Origin of the sequence: Mesorhizobium sp., from assembly GCF_004962245.1 — a bacterium.
Lineage (GTDB): Bacteria > Pseudomonadota > Alphaproteobacteria > Rhizobiales > Rhizobiaceae > Mesorhizobium.
In genome coordinates this window covers 1-24,549 of sequence record NZ_SUHQ01000008.1, presented here as the reverse complement: position 1 = coordinate 24,549, position 24,549 = coordinate 1, and the positions used below count along the sequence as shown (strand labels likewise).

General features: G+C 64.2%; 20 protein-coding genes and 1 pseudogene. 8 read left to right on the top strand and 13 right to left on the bottom strand.

The features are described from left to right. The first annotated feature begins 198 nt into the window (after positions 1-198). From E5X88_RS10450 to E5X88_RS10440, 3 genes and pseudogenes are all read left to right on the top strand, one after another. A complete protein-coding gene (locus tag E5X88_RS10450; protein WP_292161337.1) occupies positions 199-1,260 on the top strand; it encodes an LLM class flavin-dependent oxidoreductase in 1,062 nt (353 codons plus the stop codon). A 154-nt stretch (positions 1,261-1,414) separates the two neighbouring features. Beyond that, on the top strand, positions 1,415-2,596 hold the full coding sequence (locus E5X88_RS10445; protein ID WP_292161093.1) for an AI-2E family transporter: 1,182 nt from the start codon (positions 1,415-1,417) through the stop codon (positions 2,594-2,596). Between the two features lie 151 nt (positions 2,597-2,747). Beyond that, a pseudogene (locus E5X88_RS10440) lies at positions 2,748-3,747 on the top strand (LLM class flavin-dependent oxidoreductase). Between the two features lie 27 nt (positions 3,748-3,774). Here the strand turns inward: E5X88_RS10440 and E5X88_RS10435 are convergent. Further along, positions 3,775-4,806 carry a LacI family DNA-binding transcriptional regulator gene (locus E5X88_RS10435; RefSeq protein WP_292161092.1) on the bottom strand — a complete coding sequence of 344 codons (1,032 nt, stop codon included), beginning with the start codon at positions 4,804-4,806 and terminating at the stop codon, positions 3,775-3,777. Between the two features lie 218 nt (positions 4,807-5,024). Here E5X88_RS10435 and E5X88_RS10430 point away from each other — a divergent pair, with 218 nt between their 5' ends. Genes E5X88_RS10430 through E5X88_RS10420 form a run of 3 tightly spaced genes read left to right on the top strand, consistent with a single transcriptional unit; the run spans position 5,025 to position 8,892 of the window. After that, positions 5,025-6,614 (top strand): sugar ABC transporter ATP-binding protein, encoded by a 1,590-nt coding sequence (locus E5X88_RS10430; RefSeq protein WP_292161090.1) that lies wholly within the window; start codon positions 5,025-5,027, stop codon positions 6,612-6,614. Continuing rightward, entirely contained in the window at positions 6,611-7,927 is a 1,317-nt protein-coding gene (locus tag E5X88_RS10425) for an ABC transporter permease (RefSeq protein WP_292161088.1), read from the top strand. The genes E5X88_RS10430 and E5X88_RS10425 overlap by 4 nt, the downstream gene beginning before the upstream one ends. Continuing rightward, positions 7,924-8,892, top strand: a complete 969-nt coding sequence (locus E5X88_RS10420; protein ID WP_292161086.1) for a substrate-binding domain-containing protein — start codon at positions 7,924-7,926, stop codon at positions 8,890-8,892. The genes E5X88_RS10425 and E5X88_RS10420 overlap by 4 nt, the downstream gene beginning before the upstream one ends. Before the next feature lie 75 nt (positions 8,893-8,967). Here the strand turns inward: E5X88_RS10420 and E5X88_RS10415 are convergent, their stop codons facing one another. Genes E5X88_RS10415 through E5X88_RS10390 form a run of 6 tightly spaced genes read right to left on the bottom strand, consistent with a single transcriptional unit; the run spans position 8,968 to position 16,098 of the window. Further along, entirely contained in the window at positions 8,968-9,429 is a 462-nt protein-coding gene (locus tag E5X88_RS10415) for a MarR family transcriptional regulator (protein WP_292161083.1), read from the bottom strand. Beyond that, complete coding sequence (locus E5X88_RS10410) at positions 9,426-10,010, bottom strand: amino acid synthesis family protein (protein WP_292161081.1); 585 nt, start codon at positions 10,008-10,010, stop codon at positions 9,426-9,428. Before E5X88_RS10410 ends, E5X88_RS10415 begins: the two co-directional genes overlap by 4 nt. Next, positions 10,003-10,884 carry a UPF0280 family protein gene (locus tag E5X88_RS10405; RefSeq protein WP_292161079.1) on the bottom strand — a complete coding sequence of 294 codons (882 nt, stop codon included), beginning with the start codon at positions 10,882-10,884 and terminating at the stop codon, positions 10,003-10,005. The genes E5X88_RS10410 and E5X88_RS10405 overlap by 8 nt, the downstream gene beginning before the upstream one ends. Continuing rightward, entirely contained in the window at positions 10,884-12,425 is a 1,542-nt protein-coding gene (locus E5X88_RS10400; protein WP_292161077.1) for a 6-hydroxynicotinate reductase, read from the bottom strand. Before E5X88_RS10400 ends, E5X88_RS10405 begins: the two co-directional genes overlap by 1 nt. Then, complete coding sequence (locus E5X88_RS10395; protein ID WP_292161075.1) at positions 12,422-15,238, bottom strand: molybdopterin-dependent oxidoreductase; 2,817 nt, start codon at positions 15,236-15,238, stop codon at positions 12,422-12,424. Before E5X88_RS10395 ends, E5X88_RS10400 begins: the two co-directional genes overlap by 4 nt. Continuing rightward, entirely contained in the window at positions 15,235-16,098 is an 864-nt protein-coding gene (locus tag E5X88_RS10390; RefSeq protein ID WP_292161073.1) for a xanthine dehydrogenase family protein subunit M, read from the bottom strand. The genes E5X88_RS10395 and E5X88_RS10390 overlap by 4 nt, the downstream gene beginning before the upstream one ends. Before the next feature lie 306 nt (positions 16,099-16,404). Here E5X88_RS10390 and pncA point away from each other — a divergent pair, with 306 nt between their 5' ends. Together pncA and E5X88_RS10380 are read left to right on the top strand one after the other, a co-directional pair. After that, on the top strand, positions 16,405-17,004 hold the full coding sequence (gene pncA / locus E5X88_RS10385) for a bifunctional nicotinamidase/pyrazinamidase (protein WP_292161071.1): 600 nt from the start codon (positions 16,405-16,407) through the stop codon (positions 17,002-17,004). A gap of 41 nt (positions 17,005-17,045) precedes the next feature. Then, positions 17,046-18,476 carry a sodium:proton antiporter gene (locus E5X88_RS10380; protein ID WP_292161069.1) on the top strand — a complete coding sequence of 477 codons (1,431 nt, stop codon included), beginning with the start codon at positions 17,046-17,048 and terminating at the stop codon, positions 18,474-18,476. Here E5X88_RS10380 and E5X88_RS10375 read toward each other — a convergent pair whose 3' ends face one another. From E5X88_RS10375 to E5X88_RS10350, 6 genes are all read right to left on the bottom strand, one after another. After that, positions 18,477-19,196, bottom strand: coding sequence for an ABC transporter ATP-binding protein (locus tag E5X88_RS10375; RefSeq protein WP_292161067.1), 720 nt, complete (start codon positions 19,194-19,196; stop codon positions 18,477-18,479). Beyond that, positions 19,189-19,917 carry an ABC transporter ATP-binding protein gene (locus E5X88_RS10370; RefSeq protein ID WP_292161064.1) on the bottom strand — a complete coding sequence of 243 codons (729 nt, stop codon included), beginning with the start codon at positions 19,915-19,917 and terminating at the stop codon, positions 19,189-19,191. Before E5X88_RS10370 ends, E5X88_RS10375 begins: the two co-directional genes overlap by 8 nt. After that, a complete protein-coding gene (locus E5X88_RS10365; RefSeq protein ID WP_292161062.1) occupies positions 19,914-20,876 on the bottom strand; it encodes a branched-chain amino acid ABC transporter permease in 963 nt (320 codons plus the stop codon). The genes E5X88_RS10370 and E5X88_RS10365 overlap by 4 nt, the downstream gene beginning before the upstream one ends. Continuing rightward, complete coding sequence (locus tag E5X88_RS10360) at positions 20,873-21,754, bottom strand: branched-chain amino acid ABC transporter permease (RefSeq protein WP_292161061.1); 882 nt, start codon at positions 21,752-21,754, stop codon at positions 20,873-20,875. The genes E5X88_RS10365 and E5X88_RS10360 overlap by 4 nt, the downstream gene beginning before the upstream one ends. Before the next feature lie 110 nt (positions 21,755-21,864). Then, on the bottom strand, positions 21,865-23,169 hold the full coding sequence (locus tag E5X88_RS10355) for an ABC transporter substrate-binding protein (protein ID WP_292161058.1): 1,305 nt from the start codon (positions 23,167-23,169) through the stop codon (positions 21,865-21,867). A gap of 165 nt (positions 23,170-23,334) precedes the next feature. Further along, positions 23,335-24,549 (bottom strand): hypothetical protein (locus E5X88_RS10350; protein WP_292161056.1); only part of this gene is annotated, 1,215 nt, incomplete at its 5' end.

Below are 24,549 nucleotides of genomic sequence, written 5' to 3'. Positions count from 1 at the left end.
TACGCGTGAAAACCGAGAGTTCAAGCGCCAAAACGGTATGCCAGCCATGAAATTCTAGGCTGTTGCAGCCGGGAGACGCCGTTTCGACTGAATTCGGCGGAAAATCGACCTGCACTGTTCACCATCCGCCCCTCTGGCGACGCGACAGACAGATCGCTACCTGTAGCGCGAAAAACGAAACGCCAAGGATGACACATGATGGAACTCGGTCTCTACACCTTCGCCGACGTCAGCCCGGAACCAGGCCCCGGTGCCATCGGTGCGCATGAGCGGCTGCGCAACCTGATCGAGGAGATCGAGCTGGCCGATCAGGTCGGCCTCGACGTGTTTGGGCTGGGCGAGCATCACCGCCCCGATTATGCCGCTTCAGCGCCTGTCGTGGCCCTGGCCGCGGCGGCCGAACGGACCAGGCGCATAAAGCTGACCAGCGCGGTCACCGTGCTGTCCTCCGACGATCCGGTTCGCGTCTTCCAGCAGTTTGCGACGCTTGACCTTCTGTCCGGCGGCCGGGCCGAGATCATGGCCGGGCGCGGCTCGTTCATCGAATCCTTTCCGCTGTTCGGCTACGATCTCGAAGACTATGACGAGCTCTTTGCCGAAAAACTCGACCTGTTGCTTGCCATCCGCGACAGCGTCAAGGTGACCTGGTCAGGCAGGCTGCGCGCTCCAATCAACGATCGCGGCGTCTATCCCCGGCCCTTCCAGGACAAATTGCCGATCTGGATCGCGATTGGCGGCACGCCGCAATCGGCCGCGCGGGCTGGCGCACTCGGCCTGCCGCTGGCGCTGGCCATCATCGGCGGCGAGCCGGCGCGGTTCGCGCCGCTGTTCGATATCTACAGGGAGGCAGCCAAACGAGCCGGCAACGATCCGGCGAGCCTGGCCACCAGCCTCAACGTCCACGGCTTCATCGCCGAGACCACCGACCAGGCGGCCGACGATTTTTATGGGCCGCAGGCCGAGGTGATGAACCGCATCGGCCGCGAGCGCGGTTGGGGTCCGACGTCGAGGGCACATTTCGACCAGTCGCGCGGCCCGAACGGCGCGCTGTTCGTCGGCAATCCGGAACAGGTGGCCGAGAAGATCGTTGCCCAGCACAGGATATTCGGCAACGATCGCTTCCTGCTGCAAATGGCGATTGGCATCATGCCGCACACCAAGATCATGAAGGCGATCGAACTCTACGGCACCAAGGTGGCGCCGATCGTGCGCAGGGAAACAGCAAAGACCATCCCTGCCGTGGCCGCGCCGGCCGCCTGAACCCCAGTCGCCTGATTCCTGGTCACCTGATTTATCGGCAAGGTCGTAACGGCCCTGCCGCCAATACATCAACGCCGGCTAACGGAACTTTGAAGCCGCAAAGGCGTTTTCGCCAGCAGCGCACACCAATCGCGGTGTGCCGCCGAGGGCCAGAATGAAAGCCGAACCCGCCGCTTTGGCCGCAGGTGCTGCCGAGAGCACAGATTCGCGCGTCGAGGCGCGTAGGGACACGCATCTGATGCGTTCGCTGCTCGTCGGCATCTTCCTCCTGATGGCAATCTACGCGCTCTACTTCGCCAAGGCCTTCTTCATGCCGGTCATTCTGGCTTTCCTGCTGGCGCTGACGCTGACGCCGATCGTCCGCTTCCTGCGCAAGCACGGCATGCCGGACGTGATATCGGCGACACTGCTGGTGATGCTGTCGGTCAGCGTCCTTGCGGTGGCCGGCTATCTGCTCAGTGGCCCGGTCATCGACCTCATCAACAACACCTCCTCGATTGGTCAGCAGCTTACCGAGCGTCTGGCGCAACTGCGCCGTCCTTTCGAAAGGATCGTGGAGATTTCGCGTCAGATAGAGGGACTGACGGAGCCATCCCAGGAACCGGGCGTTCAAAGGGTAGCCATAGCGCAATCCATGGCGCAATCCGGCATTCTCTCGCAAGCCGCCGGCAATCTGCTGTCGGCGGGCACCAGCGTCCTCATTGTCTTCGTCCTGTCGCTGTTCCTGCTCGCCTCCGGCACGATGTTCTATGAGAAGATCGTCCAGTCCTTCCCAAGTCTTAGCGAAAAAAAGCGGGCACTGCGCGTCGTCTATGATGTCGAACGCGAGATCTCGCACTACCTGCTTACCGTCGCCATCATCAATACGTGCCTGGGCGTGGTCATCGGACTCGGCCTCTGGGCGCTCGGCGTGCCCAACCCGCAGGTCTGGGGCGCCGCGGCGGCTCTGCTCAATTTCCTGCCCTATATCGGGGCGGCGATTACGATCACGCTTGTGGCGATCATGGCGCTGATCAGCTTCGACAGCATCTCCTACGCGCTGCTGGCGCCGGCCTTCGTGATTTTGTGCGATACCGTCGAAGGACAGTTCGTGACGCCGACGGTGGTCGGCCGGCGGCTCGAGATCAACGCCGTGGCGATCCTCATCGCCATCGCCTTCTGGTCCTGGCTGTGGGGTTTCGTCGGCGCGCTGCTGGCAGTGCCGCTGCTGGTCGTCATCAAGGTGTTCTGCGATCATTTCGACGGCCTCAGCCATGTCGGCAATTTCCTGGCGGCGCATCATACGGCGGTTGGGGACGAAGAGATTTCCAACACCGAGAAAGCGGCGGACGCATGATGCGGTAACCGCGGGATAGGTTCAGGGTCTTCGAACTCAAACGCCAGAGCGTCCGTTGCGCCTCCTTGGACGCGTGGCGTCTGTTCAATTTTTTGAATTTGCGGCCGTGGCGGTCGCTTCCTACATCCCTCCCATCCACAGGATCCCCGCCATGACCGCTCTTTCCGTTCTCGACCTGTCGCCGATCGTCGAAGGCAGCAACGCTTCGCAATCACTCGCCAATTCACTCGATCTCGCCCGCCATGCCGAGCGGCTGGGATACAAGCGATACTGGCTGGCCGAGCATCACAACATGCCGGGCATCGCCAGTGCCGCCACCTCCGTCGTCATCGCCCATGTCGCCGGCGGCACCAGGACGATACGCGTCGGCGCCGGCGGCATCATGCTGCCCAACCATTCGCCGCTGGTCATCGCCGAGCAGTTCGGCACGCTTAATGCCCTGCATCCCGGCCGCATCGACCTCGGCCTCGGCCGGGCGCCGGGCACCGACATGGGCACGGCGCGCGCGCTGCGCCGCAACCTCGAGGCCGGCGCCGACAGTTTCCCGCAGGATGTCGTCGAGCTGATGGGTTATTTCCAGCCGGCCGAAGACGGCCAGCGCATCCGCGCCGTGCCCGGCGAGGGCGAAAAGGTGCCGATCTGGATCCTGGGCTCGAGCCTCTATGGCGCGCAGCTCGCCGCCATGCTCGGCCTACTACGCCTTCGCCTCGCATTTCGCACCGGCCGAGCTCGCCCACGCGCTGGATATCTACCGCTCGCGCTTCCAGCCGTCGGAACAACTCGACAGGCCCTATGTGATGCTCGGCCTCAATGTGTTCGCCGCACCCACCGACGCCGAGGCGCGGCTGCTGTTCACCTCGCTGCAGCAGGCCTTCGTCAATCTGCGCACCGGCCGGCCCGGCCGATTGCCGCCGCCGGTCGAGGGATATGAGCGCGACCTCGACCCGATGGCCAAAACCATGCTTGGCCAGGCGCTGTCCTGCGCTGTCGTCGGCGCTCCGGAAACGGTCCGGCAAGGCATCGAGGCGTTCGTGCAGCGCACCGGCGCCGACGAATTGATGGTCACCGCGCAGATTTTCGACCACGCAGCGCGGGTGCGGTCCTTCGAGATCCTGGCCGACGTCCACAAATCGCTGTCGCAAGCGGCCTGATGTTCTTTCCGAAACTGCGAAGGCGCGTTACGCGCTGACGCTTTGTGCGACCGCCCCCAAGGGCGCCCCAATTGGCCGGCAAGAATTGCGGATCATCAGGCGCCCCTTGAGCGCCAGCTTGCGCGGCGGCGCGTCCCTGTTTCCGGAGAGCCGGTCGAGCAGGAGATTGGCTGCCTGCTCGCCGATCGCCTTGACCGGTTGTGCAACAGTGGTCAGTTGCGGCTGGAACACGTCCGACCACGGAAAATCGTCGAAGCAGGCGACCGAAATATCCTCCGGGCAGGACAGCCCGATATCGCGGATTGCCTTCATGGTGCCGATCACCATCGGGTTGTTGGCCGAGAAGATGGCACTTGGGCGGTCATGCAGCGAAAGCAACTGCATCGTTGCGTTGTAACCGTCGACTTCGTGGAAATTGCCGAAGCGGACAAGCTCGCTCTCGATCGGCAGGCCGGCAGCCTGGAGCGCCTCGCGATATCCCGCCATGCGGTCATGCATGGGCGAAATGTCGAACGATCCGGAGATATAACCGATCCGCCGGTGGCCGAGATCGATCAGATAGGTGACGGCGTCGAACACCGCGCGCTGGTTGTCGAGAACGACGGTGTCGGTATCGACGCCTTCGCAAACGCGGTCGAGCAGCACCACCGGCACGTTGGCGTCTTCGACAATCCCTTTCAGTATCGCGCCGTCGCCGACGCGCGCGACGATCAATCCGTCGACCATCCGGTCGAGCAGCAGCCTGATCTGGTCGTCCTGCGTGTTCAGGTCCTCGTCCGTGCAGCACAGCATGACCGCATATCCGGCGCGGTCGAATGCCTGCTGGATGACCGAAACGACATCCGTGAAGAACGGATTGGTGATGTGGGGAACGGTAAGCCCGATGGTGCGGGTCGTGCCCATCTTCAGGCTGCGGGCGATCGCGTTGCGCTTGTACCCGATGTCGCGGATCGCCTGTTCGATGCGCTGGCTGAGCTCGGGACTGACGGTCGCGGTGCCGTTGATCAGCGCCGAGACGGTAGCGACCGAAACACGCGCCGCTTCAGCCACGTGCAGCATGGTCGGGGCCGTGGACTTTCGCTGCTTTTTTCGCCCTGGCGCCATCATTTTCGAAACGTTTCACCGCCCTCTGGCTGCAATACCTACGGAATCTCGCAGTTTTGCGCAAGAATTGAAATGCATCAATCCCGCCTCATCAGATAGCGGCTTGACACGTTCGAAACGTTTAGATTAGCGTTTAGGACGTTCGACGACGACGGAGGGAGGCTGTCCTTGTCATGGAGCATGGCAATTCCAACACATCCGGGTATGTTGCGGCTGCGACCGACCGCTCGGCTGTCGTCCTGAGCGCCGAACACATCTCCAAGACATTCGGCGGCATCGCCGCACTTGTCGACGTCGGCTTCGACCTCAGGCGCGGCGAGGTCCATGCGCTGATGGGGGAAAACGGCGCCGGCAAGTCGACGCTGATGAAAATTCTCTCCGGCATCTACACGGATTACGAAGGTACGGTCAGCATCGATGCCCATCCGGTCCGTTTCGCCGGCGTCCGCGACGCCGAGCACGCCGGCATCGCCATCATTCACCAGGAACTCAACCTCGTCCCCGAACTCAGCGTTGCCGATAACATCTTCCTGGGGCGCGAGAAGCTGATCGCCGGACTTGTCGTTGACCGCAAGGCGAGCAGCCGTGCCGCCGGTGCGCTGCTGCAGAGGCTCGGCATCGAGCTCAACCCGGAGGCGCGGGTCGGCGGCTTGCGCGTCGGCGAGCAGCAACTGGTCGAGATCGCCAAGGCACTGTCGATGTCGGCGCGCATCCTGATCATGGATGAGCCGACGTCCGCGCTTTCGCCGGCCGAATGCCAAAGACTGTTCCGGATCATCCGCCAGCTCGCCGACAGCGGCGTGGCGATCGTCTACATCTCGCACCGCATCGACGAGGTCATGCATCTGGCCAGCCGGGTCACCGTGTTTCGCGATGGACGCCACGTGCTGACCGAGGCGATGGCGAGGCTCGACGAAAACACCATCATTTCGGCGATGGTCGGGCGAAACCTGCTTGCCGCTTCCCAGGAAGAGCGTGGTCCCAGCGGCAAGGTCGTCCTGTCCGTAAGCGGCTTGTCGCTGTCGAAACCCGACCGCCACGGCTGGCGCACCGCGCTCGACGGCGTCGGCTTCGACCTTGCCTCCGGGGAAATTCTGGGGATCGGCGGGTTGCTCGGCTCGGGACGCACGGAAATCCTGGAGACCATCTTCGGCTCCAGCGGCGGACGTGCCGGCGGCGAAATCCGGCTCGACGGCGAGCCCGTGGAAATCCGGTCGCCGCGCGACGCCCGCCGGCTCGGCATCGCCCTGGTGACAGAGGATCGCAAGACGCAAGGCCTGCATCTTCAGGCGTCGATCACCGACAATGTCGCGCTGCCGCTGGTCGGAGCGCTGGCGCGGTTCGGCCTTCGCTCGCTGGCCGGCGAGCAGGGCCTGGCGCGGCACGCCGTCAAGGCGCTCGGCATTCGCTGTGGGACCATCGAGCAGCCGGCCGGCACGCTGTCCGGCGGCAACCAGCAGAAGGTCGTCATCGGCAAGTGGCTGGCGACGCGGCCTCGGGTGCTGTTGCTGGACGAGCCGACGCGCGGCATCGATGTCGGCGCCAAGCGCGAGATCTACGACCTCATCTTCAAGCTGGCGCGAGACGGGCTCGCCATCGCCGTCATCAGTTCGGAATTGCCGGAGCTGCTGCATCTTTCCGACCGCATCCTTGTCATGGCCGATGGTCGCCAGACAGGAATCCTCTCGCGCGCGCAAGCCAGCGAGGAGGCCATCATGCGCCTTGCGGCGCCGCGCCGGACCACGACGAGACCCGCAGCATGAACATCTTGAACATCCTGTCCCGGACGAAGCTCTATTGGGGCCTGATCGCCATCTTCCTGATCGGCGTGCTGGGTTCGCCAATCAGTTCCAAAGGCAACAACATCTTCCTGTCCTATGGCAATCTGCTCGATGTGCTGCGCCAGGTGTCGACCACCGGCCTGATCGCCACCGGCATGACGGCGGTGATCATCACCGGCGGCATCGACCTTTCCGTCGGCTCGCTGATGGCGATCTGCACCGTGGTCTGCGCCATGCTGCTGACGGTCCCGGGCGTCACGCCGGCGGTGGTGCTGGGGGTGCCAACGGTTGCCGTAGCAGCCCTTTGCCTCGGCATCCTCGTCACCCGTTTCATTTTCCTGAACATCGAAAAGTCCCGCGCCGGCTCGCAGGCCACGCACGACATCAGGCTCGATAGCGTTCGTGGGCTGGTCACGCCCGCCGTTGTCGGAGTGATCCTCTGTTCTCTCGTGCTGTGGTTCCTGCTGCCGCAGATAGGCTCAAAGTTCGGCGTGCTCGGCGTGCTGCTGGTGGCGCCTTGCGTCGGCCTGCTGTTCGGCGCGCTCAACGGCTTCATCATCGTTGCCGGGCGGCTGCAACCCTTCATCGTCACGCTGGCGATGATGGTGACGGCGCTCGGCATCGCCCGGCTGACCGCCGGCCAGAACAATGCGGTGCTGCCGGTATACACCGGGTCGAATGCCACAGCCGATTTCGAGATGCTGCGCTCGCTGGTATTCGGCGTGATCCCGATGCCGGGCCTGTTTTTCCTCGGCGCGATCCTCATCTACGGTGCCGTGCTGCGCTTCACCCCGTTCGGCCGCTATGTCTATGCCATCGGCGGTAATGAAGAGGCGGCGCGGCTGTCCGGCATCGCCGCCGGCCGCGTCAAGATCGCCACCTACGCCGTATCCGGATTGCTGGCCGGCGTGGCGGCGGTGCTCTATGTCGCACAGTACAGGCAAGGCAAGCCGGATGCCGGCGCCGGGCTGGAGCTCGACGCCATCGCCGCCGTGGTCATCGGCGGCACCAGCCTGATGGGCGGACGCGGCAGCCTCATCGGCACGTTCTGCGGCGTGCTGATCTTCGGACTGCTCTCGAACATCCTGCAATTGCACAACATCAATTCGAACCTTCAGCTCGTGCTGAAGGGGATGATCATCATCGGCACGGTGCTCGTGCAGGAGCGCAACGCCGTTGATCTTCTCTTCTATCTGCGTCTGCCTGGTGGAAAGGCGGCGCACAAGGAAACGACCGCGGCAAAGCGGCCGTCAAAGGAGACCCCGTCTCTAAATCTTGGAGGAAACGAAAAATGAAACGACGTGACATGTTGAAGCTTGCCGCTGTCAGCGCGGCACTGCTGACCACGACCGCCCTTTTGACTAGCGGCAATGCCTATGCGCAGGACAAGAAGTGGAAGATCGGCTTCTCGCAGGTGACGACCATCGAGCCGTGGCGCGCCCAGTTCAACAAGGACATCCTGGCGGAGGCCGCCAAGCATCCGGAAGTCGAGCTGATCGTCACCGACGGCGAGGACAAGACCGAAAAGCAGGTCGCCGATGTCGAGAACCTGATCCGCCAGGAGGTCGACGCGCTGCTGGTGTCACCGAAGGAATCAGCCGGCTTGACGGGCGTCGTGCAGCAGGCGATCGATGCCAAGATCCCGGTCTTCGTGCTCGACCGCAATATCGAAACCAAGGACTATACGCAGTTCGTCGGCGGTGACAACAAGCTGATCGGCCGAGCTGCCGGTGAATATGCCGTCGAGCTGCTCGGCGGCAAGGGCAAGGCCGCCGGCAATGTCGTCGAGATCTGGGGCGGCATGGGCACCCAGCCGGCACATGACCGCCATGACGGCTTCCATGAATTCACCGACAAGGAGCCGGGCATCAAATACCTGCTCGACCAGCAGTCGGGCGACTGGAAACAGGACCAGGCCTACAACATCATGGCCACGGCCCTGCGCAACAACGAGAAGATCGATCTCGTCTATGGTCACAACGACCCGATGGCCTACGGCGCCTATCTTGCCGCCAAGGATGTCGGACGCGAGAAGGACATCAAGTTCATCGGCATCGACGGTCTGCCCAACGAAGGCGTGACGCTGGTCAACAATGGCGAGCTGACGGCAACCTTCACCTATGTGACGCCGGGCGCCGAAGGGCTGCGGCAGGCAATCAAGTTCCTGAACGGCGAGCAGGTCGAAAAGACCATCACTTTGCCGACGGAGAGGATCACCAAGGAAAATTCCGCTCAGATCCTGAAGGACAACGGGCTCTGAGTTGAAACTTCCCTGCCGGGCGGACATCGCCCGGCAGGGAGAAAAATTCAAGCTTCGACAAGCAAGCGGCAGCACTCACGTCAGCTTGGCCAAAAGCCTCATGAAGGTGGCGACCTCCTTGGCGGACAGCGGCGCGAGCGTTTCCTCCGTGATGTCGCGGGCGATCGGGATCAGTCGCGCGATGGCATCGCGGCCCTTGGCGGTCAGATTGACCAGCAGGCGCCTTTTGTCGACCTCATGCTTGGAAAGCTCGACCAGGCCGCGTGCCTTCAGGCGGTCTATGACACCTTTCACCGTGGCCGCGTCCATGGCGATCAGGCTGCCAAGCTGGTTCTGCGAGGTCTCGCCGACGTCGTGCAATTTAGCCAGGGCGGCGAATTGCGGCGGCGTCAGATCGGCGATGTGCGCGGCGAAGATAGAGACATGGCGCTGATGCGCCTTGCGCAGGATGAAGCCGACTTGCTCCTGCAAGCGGTAATCGTTTTCGTCAGCCTCCTCAGCCTCGACGAGCTTGAGCAGATTGTCCTCGCCGCTCACCGCAGCCCGTCCCAAGCCTTGATGTCTTTCGCCGCGAGGCCACCCATGCGGTCGTGGACGCGCGGGCCGCAAGTCATGGCGAGGCAGAACAGGATCTCGTCGGGACGAGGCCCATCGCTGATGCCGATCTCCATCGCATCGAAATGACTGCGTACATAGGCAGCGTTGATATGGCCGAGCGGCACGTCGAGCCGCGAGCCGAAGGCGCCGACCTTCTTTGCTGACGGCACGATCGCCTTGGCGTCGCCGAGCCGCTCGCGCATGGCGTAGCCGCCAGGCACATGCCACAGCGCGCCATGCTCCAGCTCGCCGGCGATACCGACGATGGCACCCTTGCCGTAGCCGTCGATCTGTTTCACGTCGCCGCCCAACGCCGCGATGAGTTTGTCGGAGAGCAGTAGGCCGAGCGGCTTCAGGTCATCCATGGCGCCCTGCAGCTCTTCCACGTAACGGCCGGCAAACGGGTTGTTCACCACTGCCATGGCGGCAGCGCGGCGGCGCGGCACCTTTGCGACCGGCCCGCCATCGTGAAAGATCTCTTCGCTCAGCACCGCAATCTTGCGGATCGCAAACTCAGGCATGGGCAACTTCCTTCCTTGATTTCTCATTGGGCGCAGCGAGCGCCATGGGACCGACGATCCGTGCCTGACCGGCAAGGAAAAGCGCTGAGGCGGCAATCAGGCCCTGTCGGCGAAAATCTTCGGCGACGGCGAGCCCGCTGTCCAGCGCGGCAGCTATTTCGCCTGATGAAAGCGGGCCGACGCCTTGGATGACCAGGCGATCGCCAAGGTCGCTGTCGGGCGCCAGATCACGCGCCGGCACGCGCTCGATGGCAGGGTGACCGGGCAGGTCGACGGCGTTGGCGATCAGGGTCGCGGCAGCATCGGCCTCCGCTCCTGTCCGCGCCAGCACGGTGACGGCGTCGGCGATGCCTAGCGAAAAGGAACGGCCGCGCCAGCCGCTTGTCGCGACCCCGCCAATCCCATCCCTAGCGCGGATCACGATACGATCCGCCAATCCATGGCCCGTCCCGGCAATGGCGAGGGTGAGGGACTGGCCGTCGCCGAGATGGATCGCACTGTCGCCGCCATTGTTGACATAGGCGCGATCGAGCCGGCGCCCGGCCAGCAGCGCGCCAAGCATTTCGTCGGCCACTGAACCGGCAACGGCAGCCATCGGTGTGATAAATTGTTTCGCTAGCGGAACAACCGCTGCTTCCATGCGGCGCGCCGTCGGCCCAGCGAAAACGCGCGGCTGTGACGAAGCCGGACGGCGCAGCTCGACGAGTTCGTCGACGAGTTCGGGCAGGATTGTCTGAAACCGCGCCACCGCCTGGCCATAGGCGGCGCGACATTCGCTCGCATCGCCGAATGCCACGATGATCAGGTCGATCGGGCCATGATTGAGATGCAGCCGCCGGCCGTCCTCAAGCCAATGCGCCTGCGGGCCATTCATCACCCGACCCCATTGCCCGCTGCGCGCCGCAACTGCGCCAGCGGCGGCCACGGATTGCTGGCTGGCGCGCCCGTGCCATGACGCGGATTGAGGTACTCTCCACCTCTGGCAAGGATATCCTCGACGCTGCGGATCTCGGCCTCGTAGCCACCGAGCCTGACATAGTCGTCGCAGCGCAGCGTGAACTCGATCGGCGCCACCAGCGCCGGCGTCGGCACATAACCGAAGGCGTTTTCCGGCACGCGGGTGACGTCGACCATCAGCGTGATGCCGCCGCCCGGCCAGACATAGACCGGCGCGCCGCCGACCGTGACATAAGTCGTCAGGCCCTGCACCGAGCGGGTCAGATTGACCGGGTTCTCGGTGACGCCGGCGCGAAGCGAGCCGCCGGCACCGCCGACAAACAGCACGGTGCACAGCGCCGGCTCGCAATTGTCCTCGATCAGACCGACGGATTTCTGCAGCCGCTCCGGGAACGGCTTCTGCACCGGCTTCAACTCGTCGTCGAGCTCGTAATAGGCGAACTGCTCGCCGGTGGTCGAGACCATCAGCAGCGACAAGCCCGGCCGCGCGCCCTTCTTCGCGTTCCATTCGCCAAGGATCGACAGCGGGTCGGAAATGCTGGTGCCGCCCCAGCCGAGGCCGGGCTCGGACACCTTGAAATACCGGCCCGGCGTCGAGCGGCGGCCGATGATCTTGATCCCGGTGTCCTGCCAGCCCAGCACCTTGCCTGCCTGATGCTCGGAGACGACGCCGGTGATGTGGTCGTCGACCACCACCACCTCGTCGACCAGGCCGCGCCACTGGGTGGCGAACATGCCGATGGTGGCCGAGCCGCAGCCGACGCGCATGCGGTGTTCGAGCTTGCCGTCGATAACCGGCGGCTTGCCGGCTTCGACGATCACCACAGCACCGCCGTCGATGGTGAGTTCGACCGGCTTGCGGTTGCACAGATTAAGCAGCGCATCGCAGGTGGCGCGGCCTTCCGACTTCGAGCCGCCGGTCAGATGATGCACGCCGCCGAGCGACAGCATCTGCGAGCCGTATTCGCCTGTCGTGACATGGCCGATCGCCTCGCCCGCTGCGCGGACTATGGCAGTCTCGGGACCAAGGTGGCGATCGGTGTCGATCTTCACCTTGACGCCGCAATAGGAGAAGATGCCCTCGGTGACCACGGTGACGAGATCGACGCCTTCGACCTTCTGGCTGACGATGAAAGGTGCCGGCTTGTAGTCGGGATAGGTGGTGCCGGCGCCGATCGCGGTGACGAAGCGGCGGCCGGTATTGACCAGTTCGCCGTCCCAGGCCTCGCCTTCGGCGACAAAGGGAACGACCGCAGCGCCGGTTTCGGCCGCGTGGTCGAGGATGGTCAGCGGATCCATCCGCACGATCCTGCCGCCGACATTGCCATAGCGATCACAGGCGCCGGTGCGGCCATCGGCGATGTAACACATGACCGGGCAGGCATCGCAGCGGATCTTTTCCGCCACCTGCTTCTCGCCGGGATCATGCGTCTCGAAACGTTCGGCAAGCTCACTCATCGGCGTGCCTCCTTGTCGCGTATCGCAGCGCGAATGCGCGCCGGGGTCGCCGGAATTTTGGTGACCAGGACGCCGGTGGCATGACGGATGGCATTGAGGATCGCAGGCGCCGTCGGAATCAGCACGTGCTCGCCCAGACCCTTGGCGCCAAAAGGTCCTTCCGGATCCGAAACTTCGATCAGGATGGTCTCGATCGGCGGCACGTCGCCGATGGTCGGGATCAGGTAATCGTGCAGATTCTCGGTGCGGCCGGGGATGTACTCCTCCATCAGCGCCATGCCGATGCCTTGCGCGATGCCGCCCTCGATCTGGCCTTCGGCGAGCAGAGGATTGATCGCCCTGCCGACATCGTGTGCTGCGGTGATCTTGATCAGCTTCACTGTGCCGAGCTTGAGGTCGACCTCCAGTTCGGCGATCTGCGCGCCGTAGCCATAGACCGCATAGGGCTTGCCCTGGCCCTTGGCGTCGAGCGGCTGCGTCGGCGGATCGTAGCTTTCCTCGGCGCGAAAGACGAAGCCGTCGGCATCGGCCTTCAGCGTGGACAAATCGATATGCCGTGTCGCTTCGCCCTCGCGGATGACCAGGCCTGTGCCATCCAGAGCGATCGCTGCCTTCCCGGAGACATTGGCGAAGCGCAGCATGGTTTCGCGCAAGGCGCGGCCGGCCTTTTCGGCGGCCTTGCCGGTCACGAAGGTCTGGCGCGAAGCGGACGTCTTGCCGGCGTCCGGCGTGATCGCGGTATCGGCGCTCTTCAGCCGGAAGCTTTCGAGCGGCAGGCCGAGCGCGTCGGCGCAGATTTGGGCGATGACCGTGTTCGAGCCTTGCCCGATATCGACGGCACCCTGATGCAGGACGACATCGCCGGAGGTAGAAATACCCACCTTGATGGTTGACGGATTGGGCAGCGAAGTGTTGCCGCAACCATACCAGCAGGAGGCGACGCCGACGCCGCGTTTCCGGGTTTCATTGGCAGTATTGAATGCCTCCGCATCGACAAGCGCACGCGCCCAATGCGGCCGCAACGCTTCGAGGCACTCAGCGATGCCGACGCCCGATTCCAGCTTCTGGCCGGTAACCGTTTCGGAGCCGTTCCGAAGGCAGTTCTTCAAGCGAAAATCGAGCCGATCCAGCCCAAGCCTTTCGGCCAGCTCGTCATAGAGCGTTTCCTGCATGATCGTCGCCTGCGGCACGCCGAAACCGCGGAAGGCGCCGGAGATCGGCCCATTGGTGTGGATGGCGCGACCCTCGGCGCGATAGTTCGGCGTCGCATAGGGACCGGAGGCGTGTACCGGCACACGGTTGGCGACGGTCGGGCCCCAGCTTGCATAGGCGCCGGTGTTGAAATCGCCGGCAAAGACCATGCCGGTGACAAGACCATCGGCATCGGCGCCGATGGTCGCCCTCATCTCGGCGGGATGACGCTTGGTGGTCGATATCATCGATTCATTGCGGGTATAGACGAGTGCCGCCGGCCGGCCGGTCTTTATCGCGACCAGACCGATCAGCGGCTGCAACGAGACGTCGAGCTTGGAGCCGAAGCCGCCGCCTGTGGCGGTCGGCACGATCCGCACCTTGTCGACTGCAAGGCCAAGCACCTTTGCCACGTCGTCGCGGTCCATGTAGGGCGCCTGCGTGCAGGCGACGACGACGAGCGTGTCGCCATCCATATAGGCATAGCCGGCTTCCGGTTCGATATAGGCGTGCTCGACATAGGATGTGTCGATGGCGCCGGAAACGGTGAAGGCAGCCCCGGCAAGAGCGGCCTCCGGGTCACCGCGCTCGACAAAGCCAGTGGTGAGCAGGTTTGCCGGCCGGTTGTCGTGGATCAGTTGCGCGCCGTCGGCCTGCGCCTCGCAAGGTTGCAGGACATGCGGCAACTCGGTCCAACGAACGGGAAAATCCGAAAGGTCGAGGTCGAGGATGGCCTCGCGCTCGCCGGCAACCAGCGCCACCGCCTCGCCGCGAAAGCGCGAAAAACCTTCGGCCAGCGCCGGCTGGTCGGCAAAAGGTGCGATGACCCCGAAGCAGTTCTTTCCGGGAATGTCGGCGGCGGTGAAGACGCCGACGATGCCGGGATGGGCTTTCACCCAGGCGTCGAGATCGCCAAAGGCGAAACGGGCGTGATAGTGCGGCGAGCGGACCACCAGCACCCCCAGTGCATCGACTGGGAAGGAATCGCCGCCGAATTTTTCGCCGCCGGTGACCTTCGGTAGGCCGTCGAGCCTGAGCGGGGACGAACCGACGGCGCGGCCGGATCGAGGCAAACGGAAATCGAGGCCATCGACATGGCGCGACGCATCCATGACCGCCGCGACGATCTTCCGGTAGCCAGTGCAGCGGCAGAGGACGCCGCCCAGCGCATCCTGGGTTTCGGCCTCGGTTGGGTTGGGTCTGGCGTCCAGAAGTGCTGTTGCCGCGACCAGCAGGCCGGGCGTGCAGATGCCGCATTGCGCCGCGCCGTGGTCGAGGAACGAGGCCTGCAGCGCCGATAATCTGCCGTTGGCGAGCCCTTCGACCGTGGTCACCATGGTGCCGGCGGCAGAAGCCGCTGACATGAGGCAGGCGCAGACGGGTTCGCCGTCGACAAGCACCGTGCAGGCGCCGCAGTCGCCGGCATCGCAGCCGATCTTGGTGCCGGTCAGGTGCAATTCGTCGCGCAGCACCGAAGAGAGACGGCGAACCGGCGGCACGCAGACGGAAACGGCGGCGCCGTTGACCTCGAAGGCGATGTCGGCGCGTTCCATGCTCATGTCAGGCTGAGCTCCAATGATGCCGGGCTGAGCTTTGCTCATGCCGGGCTGAGCTTTGCTCATGCCGCCGCCACCTTTTCTGCAGGCACGTGACCCGCCGCACCGAGCACGGCGCGGGCAACGATCTCTCGCGCGGCGTCCAGCCGGTATTCGGCGCTGCCGCGCACATCATTGATCGGCGAAAGCTCGTCCATCGGCGCGGACTGGATCGCAGTGGCGAGAGCATGGCTGACCGAGAGGCCGCGCAAGGCTGCTTCGACACCTGAAAGGCGCTTGGCGACAACCGAACAGGAGCCGACGGCGACGGCAGCGTTGCCGACGATGCCATCCTCAACGGTCAAGCGGGCCGCCGCCATGGCTATGGAAATGACGAGATAGCGACGCGCGCCGAGCTTCACGAAAGCCGACGTGCCGGTGGTTGCATTTTTCGGCACGCGGATGGCGGTGACCATTTCGCCCGGCTGAAGTTCCGTGTGGCGGTTTCCCAGGATGAATTTTTCCAGCGGCAGATGGCGCGCCATCGCCGCCGAGCGCAGCTCCACCTCGGCGTCGAGAACGAGCAGCGCCGGCACGCCGTCGGCGGCCGGAGAGGCATTGCAGAGATTGCCGGCGATGGAGGCGACGTTCTGGATTTGCACGGAGCCCACCTCCCGCGCCGCCTGCTTCAGCGCATCGAAAGCCGCCGGCAGCGGACGACGGACAAGATCGGTCCAGGTCGTGCGCGCGCCGATGACCCAATGGTCCTCGGTTTCGGCGATACCGCGCAACGCTGCGAGGCCGTTGATGTCGAGCACATTTTCGCGGAAAGGCTTGGCTCCTTGCGCCGGATAGAAATCGGTGCCGCCGGCAAGGATGCGCCACGAGCCCTCGCCCAGCAAAGCGAGCGCCTCGTCGACCGTGGTGGGTTTCGCGTAACGGATCACGCTTTGCCTTCCCAAAAGGGGTCTTCCGGTGGGATCCAGCCGGCGTCCGAACCGTTCAAATTCATTCGTATGCAAATGATATCAAGCCGGCTGGAATTGTCAAAGCCAGAGTTTGCGCCGGCGGTCCGTATCGGCGCGGCGGCACGCATTTGTATGCCGTTGGAGGTTGACGCAGCCGGCCATCTGGTCAAGTTTCTGCATCCGTTGCGTCAGCGACATTTTCGGTGGGGTTCGAACACCGGATTCCACGTTTCGGCAGTCCTCCCGTGCGGGTCATGCTTCCGGGACAAACAAGAGGGAGGTTCCATGGCCGACGAAGCGCTTGTTATCATCGACCTGCAGAACGATTTCTGCCCGGGCGGCGCGCTGGCGGTGGCCGGCGGCGACGAGATCGTGCCACTGGTCAACGACCTGATCCGGCGGACCGAACATGTCGTGCTGACGCAGGACTGGCATCCCGCCGGCCATTCGAGCTTTGCCTCCAGTCATCCCGGCAAGCAGCCTTTTGAGTCGATCGAGCTGCCTTATGGCCAGCAGACGCTGTGGCCGGACCACTGCATCCAGGGCAGCCTGGGTTCGGATTTCCATTCCGGCCTTGCCTGGACCAAGGCCGAACTGGTGATCCGCAAGGGCTTCCGCCCGGAGATCGACAGCTATTCGGCTTTCTTCGAGAACGACCGGACGACGCCGACCGGCCTTGCCGGCTATCTCCACGAGCGCGGCATCGACACGCTGACCCTGGTCGGCCTGGCGACCGACTTCTGCGTCGCCTTTTCGGCGCTCGATGCGGTCAAGCACGGCTTCCAGACACATGTGCGGCTCGATGCCTGCCGCGGCATCAATCTCAATGGCTCCGTCGAGACGATGCTGAACCGAATGCGCGATGCCGGCGTGACACTGGCTTGAACACCACCAATCGCATCCGACACAATTCCAGAGGGGGCTTTATGCTGTTTGCGGCGGCTTTGACGGCGGGCGCTGTGGTGGCAGTCGCAACCCTGTTTCCGGGAACAGCCCTCGCAGCCGAGGCCCACGAGCTGCCGGGCGAAACAATGTCGCTGTGGTGGGGGCTGCCCTTTGCCGGCCTGCTTCTGTCGATCGCCACCGGGCCATTGCTCTTCCACCGTGTCTGGGAACATCACTACGGCAAGATCACCCTCTTCTGGGCGGCCCTTGTGGTCGTGCCGCTGGCGGTTGCGTTCGGCATGCCTTCGGCCACCGAGGCGGTGCTGCATGCGCTGCTCACCGAATACATGTCGTTCATCATTCTTCTGTTTGCGCTGTTCACCATTTCGGGCGGCATCCTCGTCGCCGGCAACATCCATGGCACGCCGCTGGTGAATGCCGGACTGCTGCTGATCGGGGCGATACTCGCCTCCGTCATCGGGACGACCGGCGCCTCGATGATCCTGATCCGGCCGATCCTGCGCGCCAACGACAACCGGCCGTTCAACGCCCATGTCGTCATCTTCTTCATTTTCCTGGTGTCCAACATCGGCGGCTCGCTGACGCCGCTCGGCGACCCGCCGCTGTTCGTCGGCTTCCTGCGCGGCGTCGATTTCTTCTGGACCGCCACGAACCTCTATCAGGAGACACTGTTCGTCGGCGGCTTGGTGCTGGCTGTCTTCCTGGCCATGGACATGATCCTGCATCGTCGCGAGGCTGGCGCGCCGAAGATCAAGGATCCGACACCGGACACGAAGGTGCGCATCCGCGGCCTGCCCAACGTCCCGCTGCTGGCCGGGGTGATCTGCGCAATCCTGCTTTCCGCGACCTGGAAGCCGGGCGTGACTTTCTCCGTCCAGGGCGTGGGCCTCGAATTGCAGGACCTCGTGCGCGACGCCATCATCCTGGCGCTTGCCTTCCTTTCGCTTAAGGTCTCGCGCAAGAGCCACAGGCAGGCGAACAACTTCCACTGGGAGCCGATCGCCGAGGTGGCGAAACTGTTCGCCGGCATCTTCATCTGTATCGTGCCGGTCGTCGCCATTCTCAGAGCCGGCCTCGACGGCGCACTGGCGCCGCTGGTCTCGCTTGTCAGCTCGCCCACGGGCGAACCCAACGACCTTGCCTATTTCTGGCTGACCGGGGCGCTGTCGTCCTTCCTCGACAATGCGCCGACCTATCTGGTGTTCTTCGAGCTCGCCGGCGGCGACCCGCAGCATCTGATGACCACCTTCGCCTCGACGCTGGCGGCGATCTCGGCCGGGGCGGTGTTCATGGGCGCCAACACCTATATCGGTAATGCGCCGAACTTCATGGTCTACGCCATCGCCAGACACCGCGGCGTGAAGATGCCGGGCTTCTTCGGCTACATGGCGTGGTCGGGCGCGGTGCTGGTTCCGACCTTCCTGATCGCGGGGTTCCTGTTCCTTGGCTGATCAACCCACGCCGACATAGCGGCGGACCGCCGACGGATCGGCGCGGAGTTCCTCGACATCGACGGTCTCGCGGTTGCGGCCGTTCTCGATGAACGAGACCCGGTCGGCGACGGACAGCACGGCATCGACCCGCTGCTCGACCAGGATCGTCGAGACGCTGAGGTCGCGCAGCTTCGACACCGTCTCGCGGATCCTGGCGATCATCGACGGCATCAACCCTTCGGTCGGCTCGTCGAGCAGAAGCACCTGCGGTTCGAGGCACAGCGCCCGTGCCATGGCCAGCATCTGCTGCTCGCCGCCGGACAGCGTGCCGGAGCGCTGCCTGAGCCGCTGGCGCAGCAGCGGGAAGAGATCGAGCACGTTTTCGCGCGTCGCCTTGCCCTTGCCGCGGGCCATCAGGCCGATCTCGATGTTTTCCGCCACCGTCATCTCAGCAAACAGCCGCCGGCCCTGCGGCACATAGGCGACGCCGGCTTTCGGCACGTCATGCGCCGGCAGGCCGGTCAGCTCCTTGCCGTCGAGTCTGATCGAGCCGGCGCGTGAAGGAACGAGGCCCATGATCGCCTTCAGCGTCGTCGTCTTGCCGGCGCCGTTGCGGCCGAACAGGCACAGCACTTCGCCCTTGTTCAGCACGAGGTCGAGGCCGTAGAGCACCTGAACCTCGCCGTAGAAGCAGTCGAGCCCGGAGATGGTTAGCGCCTCAGCCCGTGTTTCAGTCATGGGTCGCTCCGAGATAAGCGTCCTGCACCTCGGCGTTGGCGCGGACCTGCTCGGGCGTGCCTTCGGCCAAGATCTTGCCGGCGTTGAACACGGTGATGCGATCGGCCAGATGCATGACCACCGGCATGTTGTGCTCGATCAGAAGCACGGTGGCGCTTGTGGCGATCTCGCGCACCAGTCCGATGAAATTGTCGATCTCGCTGTCGGCCAGCCCCTGCGTCGGCTCGTCGAGGATCAGCAGGCGCGGCTTCAGCGCCAGCCCCATAGCCACTTCGAGCAGGCGCTGATGGCCATAGGACAATTGCCCGGCCGGCATGTGGGCGCGGTCGGCAAGGCCGGTGCGTTCCAGCGCCGCCATGACGCCGGCATGCACGGCGCCTTTCGAGCGGCCATCGGTCAGCGTGCGCTGCACCGGCAGCGCGACATTGTCGTAGGCGGTGAGATTGGCAAAGACGCTGGTGATCTGGAAAGTGTAGGCGACGCCGAGGCGGACCCTGGCGTAGGCCGGCAGGTCGGTGATGTCGGCGCCGTCGAAGACGATCATGCCCGATGAGGGCTGGATACGGCCGCTGACCATGCTGACGAAGGTGGTCTTGCCGGCGCCGTTGGGACCGATGACGGCGCGGATCTCGCCCGGCATGAGCGCGAAGTCGACGCCGTCGACGGCGCGCAGACCACCGAAATTGCGGGACAGGCCTTTGGTCGTCAGCAGTGGCGTCATGGCAGCCACCCGAGCCAGCGCTGGCGGATGGTGCCGAGAATGCCCCGGGGGAAGAACAGCACCAGCAGGATGAGCGCGATGCCGACGATCAGCAGATAGGCGGAGGTGTAGCCGCTGGTAACGTCGACGACATAGTACATGAACAGCGTGCCGATCAGCGGACCGAGCGTGGTAGCGGCGCCGCCGAGCAGCACCCAGAGCAGAGGCAGGATGGAATATTGCACCGAGGCGAAAGTCGAGCCGACATAACCGAACAGCAGCGCGTAGGCGGCGCCCGAAGCCGCGCAGACGGTGCCGGAGACGACGACCGCGGCGAGCTTGTTGGAAAACGTGTCGTAGCCGAGCATTTTTGTCCGCTCCTCGTTTTCGCGGATGGCGACCAGCACACGGCCATATCTGGAGCGGACGATGGCGAGCGTCACCAGCAGCACGATCGAGAACAGGGCGAGCGCGCTCATGTAGCGCACGGTCGGATCGGTGAGACCGAGCGACGTGCCGCCGACGACGAGGACACGCGCCGACTGCGGCACCACCAGGCCCTGGTCGCCGCCGGTCCGGGACGCGAAATAGAGGATTATGAGATAGAACACCTGCGCGAACATCATGGTGACGATCATGAAGGCAACGCCAGACGTGCGTAACGCCAGCATGCCGATTGCCAGCGCCAGAAGCGTGCCGCAGGCAAGCCCGGCGGCAAAAGCGGCCGGCACGCTCCAGCCGAGATGGATGACGGCAAGGCCTGCGCCATAGAGCCCGGCCGAAAAGAACATGGCGTGGCCGAGGCTGAGCAGCCCGACATAGCCGAACAGCATATTGTAGCCCATGGCGAAGACCGCCAGCACCATGATGCGGGCGAGCAGGCCGTGGTGATACTCCGGCAGGACGAAGCTCAGGCCGAAAAGCAGGGCGATGACGCCCAGATGCAGCGCATAGGCCTTTGCCGGCGAAGCCTCCTTCATCGCGATGCCGTCCCGAACAGGCCTTGCGGCCGGAACACCAGCACCATGGCGACCAACAGCGTGGCGATGATCTTGGCCAGCGTCGGCGAGAAGAACACCGAGATGATGCCGTCCGACAGGCCGATCAGCACGGCGGCAACGACGGTGCCGCGCAGCGAGCCAAGCCCGCCGATGATGACGACGATGAAGGACAGGAGCAGCGGGTCCTGCCCCATCAGATAATGCGCCTGGCTGATCGGCACGATCAACACCGCGGCCACCGCCGCCAGCATGGCGCCGAGCGCGAAGACACCGGCATAGACGCGGTCGACCGGAATACCGAAGGCCTGCGCCGTTTCGCTGTCATATTGCGTGGCGCGCATGACGAGGCCGATTTTGGTACGCGTCAGCACGAACCACGTCGCGACAAGCAGAAGCGCGGAGGCCGCGATGATCGACAGCTTGTAGCCGGAGTAGCCGAACCACGGCAGAAGGATGCGATAGCTGAAGGGCGGCTCCACCGGCCGTGCCTCCGGACCATAAAAGGTCAGCGCCAGTTGCTGGATGATGTAGAGCATGCCGATGGTGGCGACGATGGTGGCTTCCGGATTGTAATTCAGCCGGCGCAGCACCAGCCGCTCGGCGACGAGCGCGATCAGGCCGACGATCAGCGGCGCCAGCACCAGGGCAGCCAGAAAGCCGAGCGCCGCATGGCCCGATATCGCCGTGGAGATCGCCCAGGCAAGCACCGCGCCCAGCATGAAGAACTCGCCATGGGCGACATTGACGACGCGCATGACGCCGAACACCAGCGACAGGCCAAGCGCCGTCAGCGCCAGCACGGCGGCGGTGACGAGGCCTTCAAGGGCAGCAAGGAGAAGATGAGGTCCGAAGGCCATCGGTTATACGCCCAAGGCAGGTGCGAGACGCACCCTCCTCTGTCTTGCCGGACTGTCAGGCAGGACAGAGGGGGGTCGCTCGAACCGCACGATCGCTAAAACAGCTAAGCTCACAGCGCCTGGGTCGTGTAATCCCCTTCCGGCTCGTAGAGGCCGTCCTCGATCTTGGTCTTGTGGACGACGTTCAGCCGGCCGCCTTCGACCTTGGAAATATTCTGGATGCCGAAACACTGGTGGATCTTGCCGTTGAAGGTCTTCGGCCCCTGCGGATGCTCGGGACCCTCGGCGAATTCGGTCAAGGCCTCGGTCGCCTCGACCAGCTTGGCGCGGTCTTCCGGGCCCTTGTAGCCGGCATCCTCCATCGCCTTCTTGACGACATAGAGCGTTTCCCAGCAGCCGAACATGTGCGCGGCGGTGGAGACGTCCTTCGGATCGCCGACGGCAGCGCCGTTGTCGTCGATGCCGACAGCGGCGCGATAAGCCTTCTGCGCGGCGGAATCATCCGGCTGCGCATAGCGCGGCGAGCCTTCCCAGAAATGGCTGCCGTCGAGGAATTCGAGGCCGGGGCTGTTGATGTCGGTGGCTTCGAGCGAATCGATGAAGCCGAACAGCTGCGGCCGGTTGGAGCCGTAGAATTCGCCGAGTTCCTTGACGAAGGTAAGCACCGCCGGGCCGACCATGACGTGGTAGATCACCTCGGTCTCGGCCGGGATCTGCGGAAAATATTTGGTGAAGGACGATTCCGTCGGCGGGATGGCGATCTGGGCGATGACCTCGGCGCCTTGCGCCTTCAACGCCGGCGGCAGGTAATCGCGGTGGTCGTAGCCGAAGGCGAAATCGGGGAATATCTGCGTCACCTTCTTGCCGGCATTCGCCGCGATCCACGGCGCCATCGCCTGGATCTGGCTCTTTACGTCGGTGATGCCGGGCTGGAAGACGTAGCGGTTGAGCTTGGTCGAGGCGACGTGATGGCCTTCGCTGACGACAAAATAGGGCATCTTGGCCTCGCCGGCGGCGGGCGCCGAGCCGATGACGACATGCGAAAACAGCGTGCCGTAGACGATGTCGGTCTTGTGCTGGGTGGCGAACTTGCCGACCACTTCGGCGCCGCGGCCGGGATCGGTGCCGTCATCCTCGATGATCACCTCGACCGGCCGGCCGTTGATGCCACCGGCGTCGTTGATCGCCTTGACCGCGGCTGCAGTGGTCCTCTCGTACCAGCGGCCATAGGCGGCACCGATGCCGGTGCGGTGGGACTGGAAGCCGATCTTTATCGGCGCCGAGCTTTGCGCCTGGCTGTAACGCACGAACCCAGGCGCGACGGCAAGGCCGGCGCCCGCGGCCAAGCCCTTGAGCGCCGTGCGGCGGGTGAGACCGGTTCTGGAGAGATCGAAAAACCCATTCTTGTCAGTCACGGCAGTTCCCCTTGTTTTTTAGTTTTGACCAATGGCCGTATCGAGGCTGGCCACTCTTGGGAAGAGGGCCAAAATTGCATGTGTACAAACTAAATCACCAAAGCCCTGATGTGGCAAGCGAGCTTTCCCAAGGATCAATCGACGGCATCGAGGCGGGCTTTTGTCTCATCCGGCCGCCGGCGTGGCAAGCAACCACAGGCCGAAGATCGTATAGGCGATCATCAGCACGGTGAGCGGAAACTGGCTGAGCGCGGCGCGAGCGGGAACCGGGTGCAACCGCCAGGCCAGGCCATGGGCGACGAGGACGGCGAGCATGTGGCCGGCGATGATGACGCCGGCCTGGACATTCCACAGCCACCATGCCGAGCCGGCGCCGGCAACGACGCCGGCTTCGATCTGCATGTCGGCGGTGCCGAACAGGTTCCAGCCGAGCGCGAACGGGTCGGAAAGCGCCGCCACCGCATATTGGCCGTCAACGAGCAGCGCCGTCAGATAGTGCGAGACATGATAGGCGAGCGCGATCGGCACGATCGACCACACCAGCAGTCCGGCGGCCTGACCGAGGGAATGCTGGCTGCCGGCAACATGCTGGCCAAGGACGATTGCAAGGATGAACGCGGCTGCGAGCAGGACGAACATCAGCACCAGACCGAGACTGCCAATGCCCACCATCGCCGTGCGTCCAGGAAACTCCAGGGGATTGATGCCGAACAGGCCGAACCAGAAGAAGGTCTTCGACAGCCCGTCGAAGGACACCGACGACAGCGCAAGCAACAGGAAAGCGGTGCCGCTGAGCGACAGCGGCGCGGCATTGATCAGCTTGGCGCCTGGCCAGCAGAAATTGAGCCGGCCGTCGTCATTGCGCTCGATGACGGCGAACCGCGTCACCATGGAAAGGAAGACCGTCAGGAATTCACCGCTGCGGCTCCAGTCGCGGTAGCCGAACATCAGCATGGCGGCAAAACTCAGCAGCCAATAGAGGCCGGCGGCCCAGGCGAGCCGCGCCGGATCGTCGGGCGCCGGGTCGATCAGTTCGAACCAGGCGAAGGCGAGGAACAGCACGAAAGCCGGCCAATAACCGAACCATGCGAGCAGGCGCCTTATTTCCCGCTCTCCGAACAGCCGCGAAACGAGACGCCAAGGTCCGTACCAGGGATTCAGCCATGACCAGAGATTGCCGACCAGCCCCTGCAGCAAAACCAGTCCAACCCAGAGCAGCGTCCAGATCGTCAGCGGCAGCGGGTTGGAGAGCGGGTCGCGGCTGCCGAACAGGCCGGCCGCAATGAGAATTGCAAAGCCGGCAAAGGATATCAGACTGACGATCGCCCGTGCGCCGTCGCCGAATGCGAAAAGCGGCAGGCGCCGCCGCCAGCTTCCTTG

Coding starts and splice junctions, on each gene's coding strand:
- E5X88_RS10450 (WP_292161337.1), top strand. CDS start 199: ATGGAACTCGGTCTCTACACCTTCGCCGACGTCAGCCCGGAACCAGGC.
- E5X88_RS10445 (WP_292161093.1), top strand. CDS start 1,415: ATGAAAGCCGAACCCGCCGCTTTGGCCGCAGGTGCTGCCGAGAGCACA.
- E5X88_RS10435 (WP_292161092.1), bottom strand. CDS start 4,806: ATGCTGCACGTGGCTGAAGCGGCGCGTGTTTCGGTCGCTACCGTCTCG.
- E5X88_RS10430 (WP_292161090.1), top strand. CDS start 5,025: ATGGAGCATGGCAATTCCAACACATCCGGGTATGTTGCGGCTGCGACC.
- E5X88_RS10425 (WP_292161088.1), top strand. CDS start 6,611: ATGAACATCTTGAACATCCTGTCCCGGACGAAGCTCTATTGGGGCCTG.
- E5X88_RS10420 (WP_292161086.1), top strand. CDS start 7,924: ATGAAACGACGTGACATGTTGAAGCTTGCCGCTGTCAGCGCGGCACTG.
- E5X88_RS10410 (WP_292161081.1), bottom strand. CDS start 10,010: ATGCCTGAGTTTGCGATCCGCAAGATTGCGGTGCTGAGCGAAGAGATC.
- E5X88_RS10405 (WP_292161079.1), bottom strand. CDS start 10,884: ATGAATGGCCCGCAGGCGCATTGGCTTGAGGACGGCCGGCGGCTGCAT.
- E5X88_RS10400 (WP_292161077.1), bottom strand. CDS start 12,425: ATGAGTGAGCTTGCCGAACGTTTCGAGACGCATGATCCCGGCGAGAAG.
- E5X88_RS10395 (WP_292161075.1), bottom strand. CDS start 15,238: ATGAGCAAAGCTCAGCCCGGCATGAGCAAAGCTCAGCCCGGCATCATT.
- pncA (WP_292161071.1), top strand. CDS start 16,405: ATGGCCGACGAAGCGCTTGTTATCATCGACCTGCAGAACGATTTCTGC.
- E5X88_RS10380 (WP_292161069.1), top strand. CDS start 17,046: ATGCTGTTTGCGGCGGCTTTGACGGCGGGCGCTGTGGTGGCAGTCGCA.
- E5X88_RS10375 (WP_292161067.1), bottom strand. CDS start 19,196: ATGACTGAAACACGGGCTGAGGCGCTAACCATCTCCGGGCTCGACTGC.
- E5X88_RS10370 (WP_292161064.1), bottom strand. CDS start 19,917: ATGACGCCACTGCTGACGACCAAAGGCCTGTCCCGCAATTTCGGTGGT.
- E5X88_RS10365 (WP_292161062.1), bottom strand. CDS start 20,876: ATGAAGGAGGCTTCGCCGGCAAAGGCCTATGCGCTGCATCTGGGCGTC.
- E5X88_RS10360 (WP_292161061.1), bottom strand. CDS start 21,754: ATGGCCTTCGGACCTCATCTTCTCCTTGCTGCCCTTGAAGGCCTCGTC.